A 5,534-nucleotide genomic window follows, 5' to 3' on the forward strand; every position below is an offset into this window, starting at 1 on the left:
CCTGTATTCAAGTATAGAGAGAAACGACACAAGGAACTTTAGGGAAAAGAAGATTTTTCGTGTGGCTCTTTCTGGAACTCTGGAAGTGAAGCGTGTTAATCACATATTATATATTATTTGTTTATATATTATATATTCACATATTATTTATATATATAATATTGTATTTTGTTCCTGTTCTTTTTCCCTAATGTTTTATGGTATCAATTTTTTGCGTCCGGCTTCCGGCTGCTTTTTGTATTTGGTATCAAAAGGTCGTTCTACAGGGTGTGCCAGGAATGATAATTCGGTATCAATTTCTTTCCCTACAGTATATCAAAAAAGCATAGGGACAAAAACCCAACTTTTTAAAATATGTTTTTTTTAGATAGGGACAAAAACCCAACTTTTGATTGATTATTTGTATCATATAGTGTCTTTTTTTGTTAATAGATGTTCTTTTCCCTAAAGTTTGTGTTAAGATTATGAGAAAAGTTCCTTTTTTATGGGTTTATGTAATAAGAAAAGTTCCTTTTTTGTGTGTTGGTATGATTATCAGGTTTTTTTTATCAGCTAGTGATGGTAGTACCCTTAAAAATGAAAGGGTAACTATCTGAAAAACAACAGATAATGGTAAAAAATCAGGGACAAAAACCCAACTTCTTAGGGACAAAAACCCAACTTCTTAGGGACAAAAACCCAACTTCTTAGGGACAAAAACCCAACTTTTAGACCCCTCCTAGGGACAAAAACCCAACTTTTATTCATCTTCTTTTTCTTCTCCAATCATTCCGGGGAGTATTTCTACTTCTTTTAATAATACGGATAAACAATATTCTGCTTTATTTGAAATTTTATTCCAGTTATCTCTAACATATTCGCCTAGATAAAGCATCTTAGTTACTACTGCTTTATAGTTGCTTAATGTAATCTGTGGAATAAACTGCTGCAAATGCTCGTCCTTCATTGCAAAGTGCAAAGAACAAAAATTCGTTATCATCTTCTTTTGTCCTTTTAATAGTTCTTCTTCCTTCTTTGATAATGCAGACTTAATAACTTTGAAATTAAGTTTATAAGGCTGTGTATCGCCTGAATTACGATAAACTTCTGCCATTTCAAACCAGCAATCAGCCTGTTCAAACAAATCATCGTAAACAGGGCGTATTACACGTTTATACAAATCTTTAAATTCGGGGTATTTATCTTCTAATTTTAAGAATTTCCGAAATCTATCCACATAGATAGAAAAACCACCTTTTTCTTTCCATGAGCTAATCAGCATATACATTCTTATTGTATATCTACTTTGCGCTCTTAAAGCTATCTCTTTTATATAGCGTGTAAAACCTCTATCAACATTAATGAAAACTTTAGCAACCTCTCTATCCATTTCTAAAGAAAAACCTCTTGAATAAGGAGTTTTGGGTATATTTGCCTTAGTGAATAAACCAGTAATAGACCAACTATCCTCACCTGTTATTGGGTCTTTAACATCAAGCTCTACAGGAATACTGATTAATTTACGAACCATGCTTTTTACTTCCTTGTATTGGTCTGGATTAACGCCCAAATCCCGATATGCGATATCTACTCTTATACGGTCTGAATATTCTTGAAATAAAGATAATTGCTCGCATGGAATAGATGTACCATATTTATCTAGATGCTGAATACTTAATTCTATGACATCCTGTAATTTCTCTATAACAGCAATTAAGATTCTAATCTGTACTGTCTTAAAATCACCAGCCATTAATGTAACTACATTAGGTTGTTTCAGCCATGTGGGATTTTCTGGGAGTTTCACAGGAAGATTTGTACGAGGATGCCCTTTCCTAATTCTAACAATCTCACCGTCTATTTCTTCTTTTTCTTCTTTCACCGCACGTTTTCGGGCTTTTATTTCTCTATTTACCATCGCTTATTATTTTGACTGATTAATACTCCAAAAAAAAGTAGAATAAAGAACACAAACATAAACTTGGCTATATAAAATAGCCCTATGAAAATCATTCTAAAAATAGCAATGATAATTTCTAATAGATTTCTTATTATGTTCCTCCAGTCCATTTTCTTTGTTTTATAATTCCTGTCGCCAAAGCTCCGGCTGCACTATTGTATAACCAGCACTTTGCAAATATACTCTTTTAAATTCATCGGGCAACGTTCCTTCAAGGAATTGCTTTTTATGCCTTGATGCAGTTCGGCGGTCATATGGACTATTTTTAGACCAACCTCTTTTAAGAATTAGTTCCTTAAAGCATTCATCTAATGTTTTTGCTTTATCTATCATAATCTTTTCGTAAAGAAATTATAGGGTTTTTCATCCCTTTATACGTTTCACAAGGATTTCCTAACAGTTCGCACATAACAAAATGTACAATTTTTCCTTCATCCAATGATAAATTCGATTTATTTGCTAATTCTACAACTAATGTATATTGATAACTATAGTTCTCAACAACAATTTCTTTTTCATTGGAAACTTCATTGTAAATCTTTCTATACTTATGCCATAAAGACGTATTAAAAAGCTCTACCGTAAGAAAATTGTTTACCTGCTCTGTTGTATAGTCTTCTGGCAAACGTTTCCCTGTAAGTCTATAAACAGCCTCCATTTTTGCTTTTTTTCCTACAAACTTTTTTTTCCCAATCATCTGACAAGAAGGAAGTTCATCCCTAGATATAAAAGGCTTCAAATCTGACACCCTACGATATACCTTATATTCAATAAACATTCTATCTATATTTTGATTATATGACATCTATTCCCTTTCACACTATTCGAAAAATTATGGTCATTTATCCCAATCATAATTATCGTAATCTATTTCCTTTCCTGTAGCATGGCATTCAGCCACATAATCAGCCCATTTTTTTCGCTTCGTCACATCAAAAGGCATACGTAGAAACTCATCCTTCCAAGGCTGTATAAAGTAACCAAAATCGTGTTTGTTCGTTACATACTGAACAGCATCTCTAATGGCGTTATACTCATATCCTTCTTTCAACAATGGTTCGTCACCCAGTTTAGAGTATATGTTTGCCACTTCCCGAAGCATCTTTGCAAATTCTTTGTATGTGGCAAAATTCTTTTCTTTTTTATCCATAATCATTCTTTTTTGTTTTGAGTATTAATTTTTTTCGATGAAAGTATTGGTTGTATTCAACACCCCGGCTGAATCTCGACTTTTGCCATCTCTTATGAAGATTCCTTCTTCTTTCAACCGTTCATAATCAAATTCATTCATCATGATAATGACAATATTTTCATTTGTATATAGCTTACACTTCATAAATTGAGTACCTTCTATTTTTCCAATTACGTCTATTTGGATTGTTCTTTCATTCATAATTCGTTTATTTATATATCGATTTGAGGATTATTCTTGTTTTTTTACTTCATATCCCTTTTCTCTGAGATACGCTGCTATATACTCATCATCTCCGACATCATTAAGGACATCGAAAAGATAACCTTTTACATAACTGGCTACTGCAACCGCATTTGCATACTCGATGTTCTGCGAAATGAATCTCACTTTCTCTGTTCTTCCTAAGCCTCTGAAGGCTTCTTCAATTTTGCTCATATTTATACTGTTTTACGCTAATTCTGTTTCAATAAACTTCATCATCTGATTGTGAAAAGAACCACTCCTTTTTTGCGCAGCCTTACAATCATCAATGGAAAGATTCGATTCCTTAATTATCCCTATTGCGATTGCTGGCATATCTCTGACTACTACAATATGCTGAACAGCAAACCAAATACCATCAATAAATTCATTATTCATATCTTCATTTTATTGGTTAAAACTCATATTCACTTTCATTGAAATTTTCGATTGAATAAATTAAACCACCGAAGTCACCTGCTGAGAAGCCTCCAGTAATATTACTTCGATGTGTTCCCTTATACTTACCAAAGGTTAATGTTCTTTCTTGATTCATTACTATTCTGTTATGCGTTATTTGGTATGATAATCCCATTTTATCTTGACTTATATATCTGGAAAAGAGACCTGTGAACTAAAGACTACTCTTTCTTTTCCTTACGCCTCGATTTGAGAAATTCTTTAGCCGCTTCTTTGTCCTCATGTACTTCATCTGATACATAATATATTATAGCCTTTGAATTGTGAGGATTGTTTTTCCACTTTCTTCCTATTGCATCCGGATTTACAACATATCCTTCTTTTGCCCATTGCAGGGCTGTTAGGCTCTTTTGGTTCATTCTCTTATACCAAAGAACCTTACGATGCATTTTTGTCCGGGGAGTAATTACTCCGTCTGCACATACCAGTCCTTCACAGTTGTAACCGGGGCTTTCCAGAAATTCAATTTCTTTTTGAATTTCTTTTATGCTCATTTTCTCGATGCGTTCCATGTATTGTGCAATCGTTTCATCTGTCATATCCGCTGCCATATTTCATGAATTTATGTATTAAAATAAGGCTATTAACTAGTTTAATAGCCCATTTTTGATTTCAAATACTATCAAACGTATTTATCCAATTCTTTTTCTAGCTTTTCCCTATCAATCTCTGGAAATAGTTCAAGAACAAGACTTAGCGAATCGCAATAATTGTTTGCATAGTTTTCTGTATCCATCAATCGTAACACCATTGAACAAAAAATACTCTTTTCCTGCTTAAAAGTACGATTTAACACAGAACTAGATAATCTGAAAATTTTCTTCTCTACTCCAATCATAAATTAATCCTTTCACATTTCTAATAATTGACTATCAATCTGTAGTTTTCTTCAATGCTTCAAAAGAAGACAAGTAATCATCAACAGCTTTATTTAACGCTGCATATTTATCTTTCCACGTCCTTATTTGCCGTTGTGTTTCAATATACCTATCATTCAAAGTTGCATAATTCTGAATAGCAAATCTAATAGCTTTAGCATCTGTTTTTTCACCAGATAATTTTTTTAGATTTTCTAACTCTGCGCAGGCTGCATCGTCTAAGCGTAATGTAAACTCTTTTTTCATAAAAAAATGATTAATGAATTAATACTGAAAAATAGCACTAACAGTTGGCTACGAAATGGATTTAAGAAGCAATGTTTCATGATTTTGTTTGCTGTTCTTTATACTGGCAGCCAAACCAGCTTTAAAGGTTTGTTTATCTCTTTATTTTCAATACTCAAAGATAGTGATTTTCTATAAATGTCGCAAATAATAGGACAATTATTTTTGTTAAAAATGGTTTTAGGTTTATAGACTGCCGAGGTTTTATTTTTCCCTAAAGTTTTTGGTATCATAATAATGTTCTCTTATCGTCCATGCCGGGCAGAACCCGGAAAAGTACGGTATCAAATACCTTCCCGGTTTCTCTCCAGTGCAGGCAGAAAAGGTATCAATTAGATGCAATCCTTTTACCGATGGGCGGTAGTTCCTGAATGGTGTCGGTGTCTTTTCTTTTATGATGCAGCCGTTTTCCTGTATTCAAGTATAGAGAGAAACGACACAAGGAACTTTAGGGAAAAGAAGATTTTTCGTGTGGCTCTTTCTGGAACTCTGGAAGTGAAGCGTGTTAATCACATAT

Annotated in this window: 11 protein-coding genes; all 11 read right to left on the reverse strand. The window is 33.2% G+C overall.

Annotated features, from left to right (window positions below; all coding sequences use genetic code 11):
* Positions 1–739 precede the first annotated feature (739 nt).
* The 11 genes from HMPREF0106_RS10490 to HMPREF0106_RS10445 all read right to left on the reverse strand — a co-directional run bounded on the left by HMPREF0106_RS10490 (position 740) and on the right by HMPREF0106_RS10445 (position 4,978).
* Positions 740–1,897 carry a replication initiation protein gene (locus tag HMPREF0106_RS10490; RefSeq protein WP_007559085.1) on the reverse strand — a complete coding sequence of 386 codons (1,158 nt, stop codon included), beginning with the start codon at positions 1,895–1,897 and terminating at the stop codon, positions 740–742.
* A 162-nt stretch (positions 1,898–2,059) separates the two neighbouring features.
* Positions 2,060–2,272: a hypothetical protein gene (locus tag HMPREF0106_RS10485; protein ID WP_004295360.1), complete on the reverse strand. Its 213-nt coding sequence runs from the start codon at positions 2,270–2,272 to the stop codon at positions 2,060–2,062.
* A complete protein-coding gene (locus HMPREF0106_RS10480) occupies positions 2,262–2,744 on the reverse strand; it encodes a hypothetical protein (RefSeq protein ID WP_007559088.1) in 483 nt (160 codons plus the stop codon). The genes HMPREF0106_RS10485 and HMPREF0106_RS10480 overlap by 11 nt, the downstream gene beginning before the upstream one ends.
* Positions 2,745–2,777: 33 nt before the next feature.
* Positions 2,778–3,089 (reverse strand): hypothetical protein, encoded by a 312-nt coding sequence (locus tag HMPREF0106_RS10475; protein ID WP_008765228.1) that lies wholly within the window; start codon positions 3,087–3,089, stop codon positions 2,778–2,780.
* Between the two features lie 24 nt (positions 3,090–3,113).
* On the reverse strand, positions 3,114–3,332 hold the full coding sequence (locus tag HMPREF0106_RS10470) for a hypothetical protein (RefSeq protein WP_004295363.1): 219 nt from the start codon (positions 3,330–3,332) through the stop codon (positions 3,114–3,116).
* A gap of 30 nt (positions 3,333–3,362) precedes the next feature.
* A complete protein-coding gene (locus HMPREF0106_RS10465) occupies positions 3,363–3,569 on the reverse strand; it encodes a hypothetical protein (protein ID WP_007559092.1) in 207 nt (68 codons plus the stop codon).
* A 12-nt stretch (positions 3,570–3,581) separates the two neighbouring features.
* On the reverse strand, positions 3,582–3,773 hold the full coding sequence (locus HMPREF0106_RS10460) for a hypothetical protein (RefSeq protein WP_007559094.1): 192 nt from the start codon (positions 3,771–3,773) through the stop codon (positions 3,582–3,584).
* Positions 3,774–3,789: 16 nt separating this feature from the next.
* The gene (locus HMPREF0106_RS27475; RefSeq protein WP_007559096.1) at positions 3,790–3,930 is read right to left on the reverse strand and encodes a hypothetical protein; all 141 of its coding nucleotides are present in this window, start codon (positions 3,928–3,930) and stop codon (positions 3,790–3,792) included.
* A gap of 85 nt (positions 3,931–4,015) precedes the next feature.
* A complete protein-coding gene (locus HMPREF0106_RS10455; RefSeq protein ID WP_007559098.1) occupies positions 4,016–4,405 on the reverse strand; it encodes a hypothetical protein in 390 nt (129 codons plus the stop codon).
* A 71-nt stretch (positions 4,406–4,476) separates the two neighbouring features.
* A complete protein-coding gene (locus tag HMPREF0106_RS10450) occupies positions 4,477–4,692 on the reverse strand; it encodes a hypothetical protein (protein WP_007559101.1) in 216 nt (71 codons plus the stop codon).
* Between the two features lie 34 nt (positions 4,693–4,726).
* Positions 4,727–4,978 carry a hypothetical protein gene (locus tag HMPREF0106_RS10445; protein ID WP_004295365.1) on the reverse strand — a complete coding sequence of 84 codons (252 nt, stop codon included), beginning with the start codon at positions 4,976–4,978 and terminating at the stop codon, positions 4,727–4,729.
* Positions 4,979–5,534 lie beyond the last annotated feature (556 nt).

It is taken from the genome of Bacteroides sp. D22 (assembly GCF_000163675.1).
Lineage (GTDB): Bacteria > Bacteroidota > Bacteroidia > Bacteroidales > Bacteroidaceae > Bacteroides > Bacteroides xylanisolvens.

What these genes read in the sequence shown, in the direction of transcription:
- HMPREF0106_RS10490 (WP_007559085.1), bottom strand. Translation starts at nt 1,897, where the DNA reads ATGGTAAATAGAGAAATAAAAGCCCGAAAACGTGCGGTGAAAGAAGAA.
- HMPREF0106_RS10485 (WP_004295360.1), bottom strand. Translation starts at nt 2,272, where the DNA reads ATGATAGATAAAGCAAAAACATTAGATGAATGCTTTAAGGAACTAATT.
- HMPREF0106_RS10480 (WP_007559088.1), bottom strand. Translation starts at nt 2,744, where the DNA reads ATGTCATATAATCAAAATATAGATAGAATGTTTATTGAATATAAGGTA.
- HMPREF0106_RS10475 (WP_008765228.1), bottom strand. Translation starts at nt 3,089, where the DNA reads ATGGATAAAAAAGAAAAGAATTTTGCCACATACAAAGAATTTGCAAAG.
- HMPREF0106_RS10470 (WP_004295363.1), bottom strand. Translation starts at nt 3,332, where the DNA reads ATGAATGAAAGAACAATCCAAATAGACGTAATTGGAAAAATAGAAGGT.
- HMPREF0106_RS10465 (WP_007559092.1), bottom strand. Translation starts at nt 3,569, where the DNA reads ATGAGCAAAATTGAAGAAGCCTTCAGAGGCTTAGGAAGAACAGAGAAA.
- HMPREF0106_RS10460 (WP_007559094.1), bottom strand. Translation starts at nt 3,773, where the DNA reads ATGAATAATGAATTTATTGATGGTATTTGGTTTGCTGTTCAGCATATT.
- HMPREF0106_RS27475 (WP_007559096.1), bottom strand. Translation starts at nt 3,930, where the DNA reads ATGAATCAAGAAAGAACATTAACCTTTGGTAAGTATAAGGGAACACAT.
- HMPREF0106_RS10455 (WP_007559098.1), bottom strand. Translation starts at nt 4,405, where the DNA reads ATGGCAGCGGATATGACAGATGAAACGATTGCACAATACATGGAACGC.
- HMPREF0106_RS10450 (WP_007559101.1), bottom strand. Translation starts at nt 4,692, where the DNA reads ATGATTGGAGTAGAGAAGAAAATTTTCAGATTATCTAGTTCTGTGTTA.
- HMPREF0106_RS10445 (WP_004295365.1), bottom strand. Translation starts at nt 4,978, where the DNA reads ATGAAAAAAGAGTTTACATTACGCTTAGACGATGCAGCCTGCGCAGAG.